Below are 3,700 nucleotides of genomic sequence, written 5' to 3'. Positions count from 1 at the left end.
GGGGGCAGAAGCGTTAAATACCGAAGCGAAAAAACTCTATCGAATTCACGTTAACAGGGGAGCCGTCGAGAAACAATTGATTGCAATGCGATTGGCTTATTCTTCAGTATTTCGATTGGTGAATCAGAACGGTTTCTGTGGGTGGTTCACTGGCTGGTCATTTTATTTTGACATTGCATACAGCGTTGCCATTCCTTGGGGTTCGTGACTGTATTTGCCGCTGCGTTCCGGTTGATAAGTTTCGTTGTACAAACAAAGACTATTGGGATTTTTGAGGACAAACTGCATCATTTTGCGGTGAGCGTCTCCTTGAAAGAATTGTTTTAGATCAGGCTGCGATCGCCAATAGCTCACCATGATCACTTCGCCCGGCCCACACAGACCCGCTTTGACCTGCACACAGCCTTCTGCGTTGGCAGTAGAACTTCTAATCCAGGGCAGATTTTTCCATAGCCAAAAAAACCCGGCGCGATCGCGGCTCAAAATCCCATTCACAAACACAACGGCTTCTGGATGTTTTGGCAACTCGATCTGATGAATGGAGTAGTTCATGATGCTTACCTTTTTGAATGTATGAACGATGTATGGATTCAGTCACATACTCAATAATTAGATTATTCACTAAATTGAGTACACAATCTACGATATATTCAACTTAGTGAATATGTCAACCCGTTGCTCATGTCTCTTACTTATGCGATTTTGTCGGTTTTGGTCTGCGCTCCCAGCAGTGGATATGACCTGGCCAAGCGATTTAACCCCTCCGTAGAAGGGTCAGTTGGTTTCTTCTGGAGCGCCAGTTTTCAACAGATTTATCGAGAACTCAGCCGCCTGGAGGAGAAAGCCTGGGTGCAAGCCGAATCCATCCAACAAGACAATCGACCCGACAAACGCCTCTACTCAGTGACAGCGTTGGGGAAACAGCGATTGTGTGAGTGGATTGCCGAATCTGAAGAGATGGCACCCATCAAGGATGATTTACTCGTGAAGCTTTATGTCGGGCATCTGGTATCGCGATCGACGATCGTCTCCAAACTAGAAGCCCACCGCCAACAACATCAACAGCGATTAGCGATCTATCAAGCAATCAAAGACCAGCACTTCAAAAATCCGCAGGCGCTATCCAAAACGCTGAAGTTTCAATACATGACTCTACTGCGTGGCATTCACTTTGAAACAGGCTGGCTGGCTTGGTATGACGAGATCAGTCCGCTGCTGAAGTAGATCGATTGAATCGCTGCAGATTTGTTGAACGGGTTTGTTGAATGCACAATTCGGCGTTGCTGATTGGAGGGATGACTCTGTGGGAAGTGTCCATCTTTTCGCCCCCTAAATCCCCCAAAAATGGGGGACTTTGAACGCTTTGAACCTTGGGTTTCCCGCCGCTTTGGGGCACACCCCCTGATTGAGCAACGCCCACAATTCTTACTGACTCAACCAGGCGATCGCTTGTCTAATCCAGGCTTCTGCATCGTCAGATTTGGATAGGGCGCTATTTTGTCCGACGGCTTGCAGGGCTTGCATGATTTCTTTATCGGTGTAGCCCAACGCCAACAAAGTCATTTCGACATCTTCTTGAATGTTGACCGTCGGGCCAGCACCAGGGGCGATCGAGAGTCCTGATTGTTGTCGCCATTCTGAGAGTTTGGTTTTTAGTTCTAGCGCAATGCGATCGGCGGTTTTGGCCCCCACGCCAGGAGTCCGAGACAGGAGGCGAGTGTTACCCGAAATCACCGCTTGCACCAGATCTTGGAGCCCCAACGTGTCTAACAGCGCCAGGGCGAGTTGAGGCCCAATCCCGCTGACGCTGACCAATTGCCGAAACAGATCGCGCTCGGCCGCCGCCCCAAACCCAAATAAAATCATTTGATCTTCTCGCACATGGAGATGCGTAAAAATCTGAGTCTCTTCGCCCACTTCGGGCAGTTGTTGAAGCAGACGAGGCACAATCTGCAAATCGTAGCCAATTTGATTGACTTCTAAGGTCAGCGTGACTCGGTTGCTGCTTTTGAGAATGGAAGCGATCGTACCTTTGAGATAGCCAATCATGGGAGGAGGGAGGAGGGAGGAGGGAGGAGGGGTTGCCGCTGGCGGCACGCTTCGCGAGAGGGATGAGGCAGTAAATTGTCCGGAAGTCCCCCAGAATGGGGGGTTGGGGGGCGGAAGACTTGAACACCTCAGCGAAAGAACTCGATCAACAGTCTTTTAGACTTTCACCCTTTGGTTTCTATCATAGAAAGTTGAAGTATTGTAGGCCCTCTAAGATTCCGGCGGCGCAGTGACCTTTTGCGACATAGCGAGTTTCGCTGGGGTGTTCGTGGTGCCAGGTGAGCAGTTCGGAGTGGGCGTTGCCGACGATGATGCCGTGGGCCTCGTTGAGGCTAAACAGGGCGATGTCGTTGCCAGAATCTCCACAAGCGATCGTTTGACCCGGCTCAAATCCCAAATTTTGACGGACAAATGACATCGCTAATCCTTTGTTGGCGCGGCGTGGCAAAATGTCTAAGTCTTTCCCTGTACTGTAGATCAGTTGAATCGATAAGCCCTGCTTCATTAGCACCGTTCTGAGGACAGACAAAACTGGAATCGCCGCATCTTCTGACAAGAAAAAACTTACCTTAAAAGGGCACTGTTCGGTTTCTGGCTGCGGCACCAAGTCGGCAAAGTGGGCGGTTGTGGAGACGATGATTTCTCGATCCCAGCCAACGGCTAACTTGTCTGACCAGGAGCGATCGGGCGTTTGGCTTCCATTCAAATAAATCTCGGTGCCCACGCCTGCGATGAGAATGTCGGGTTCTAATAGCGTGTGTTCACGAGTTAGCTCCTGATAGAGCGTCAGCGACCGACCCGTTGAGTAAACAATTTTGGTGCCGTATGTTTGGCGATGCTGGCTTAGTTGCTGATTGAGCCGTTCTAAAGCGTCATCGTCACCGACCAGCGTATTGTCTAAATCCGTTACAAACAAGAACTGAGACACAGCAAAACTTCCTAACTCCACAGCTTATGAGTTTAGCGATTTGTGATCAAAATTACGAATTCTGGAAGTCGCGAGAGATGGTTTCCAGTCAAAAGTACGATCGCCCTGCACGAATCACAGATGCCCTCCGACTGCTATTAGTTTCGCCAGGTATTCTGACGTTAAACAACGTGAATTCGACGAAATACGCTCCGACTGCAAATTCGGGAATGCCCCTAAATCCCCCACACGTGAGGGACTTTGAACTGGAATTCTTGTCTTAAAGTCCCCCAAAATTGGGGGGTTGGGGGGCAGAAGTGCAAGATAACGAAGCGAAAAGTTCTATCGAACTGACGTTAAAAAATACCCACTCAACTATCGTCTAAACTCCGACGCGAGTATCAAGATTTTGCATTCAATTACACATTCACTAGAGCCTTTCTCCCCGAAAATACGGGAGTCGTTCTTTACTGAGGGACTCGATCGTTCCGTGAAGGGCTAAAAACCAATTTAAGCTCACGTCGCCAAACACACTCATCTCAGAACTCATACATACCCAATCAATTTGTGAATGCTACAGATCCTTCGCCCCCTAAATCCCCCAGTCTGGGGGACTTTGAGAATCCGAGACTGCTTTGGCTTAAAGTCTCCCACTAGTGAAGGATTTAGGTTGCTCTCTAAGATTTGTAGCACCAGCCCTCTAAAGGTCATTTGAGCGCTTTTTAATATTTGTTGTCATCCCTG

The 3,700-nt window shown here is 48.9% G+C and carries 4 protein-coding genes; 1 reads left to right on the top strand and 3 read right to left on the bottom strand.

Going from position 1 to position 3,700, the window contains the following annotated elements:
• Positions 1-162 precede the first annotated feature (162 nt).
• Positions 163-552 carry a monooxygenase family protein gene (locus ACJ2PR_RS35380; RefSeq protein ID WP_446880566.1) on the bottom strand — a complete coding sequence of 130 codons (390 nt, stop codon included), beginning with the start codon at positions 550-552 and terminating at the stop codon, positions 163-165.
• A 129-nt stretch (positions 553-681) separates the two neighbouring features.
• On the opposite strand from ACJ2PR_RS35380, the gene ACJ2PR_RS35375 reads away from it, so the two are divergent.
• On the top strand, positions 682-1,224 hold the full coding sequence (locus ACJ2PR_RS35375; protein ID WP_446880565.1) for a PadR family transcriptional regulator: 543 nt from the start codon (positions 682-684) through the stop codon (positions 1,222-1,224).
• Between the two features lie 201 nt (positions 1,225-1,425).
• Here ACJ2PR_RS35375 and ruvA read toward each other — a convergent pair whose 3' ends face one another.
• The gene (gene ruvA / locus ACJ2PR_RS35370) at positions 1,426-2,049 is read right to left on the bottom strand and encodes a Holliday junction branch migration protein RuvA (protein WP_446880564.1); all 624 of its coding nucleotides are present in this window, start codon (positions 2,047-2,049) and stop codon (positions 1,426-1,428) included.
• A 181-nt stretch (positions 2,050-2,230) separates the two neighbouring features.
• Positions 2,231-2,977, bottom strand: coding sequence for a sucrose-phosphate phosphatase (locus ACJ2PR_RS35365; RefSeq protein WP_446880563.1), 747 nt, complete (start codon positions 2,975-2,977; stop codon positions 2,231-2,233).
• Positions 2,978-3,700: the final 723 nt, after the last annotated feature.

The sequence above is a fragment of the Phormidesmis sp. 146-33 genome, from assembly GCF_052939515.1.
This window is presented reverse-complemented; position numbering and strand designations above follow the sequence as displayed.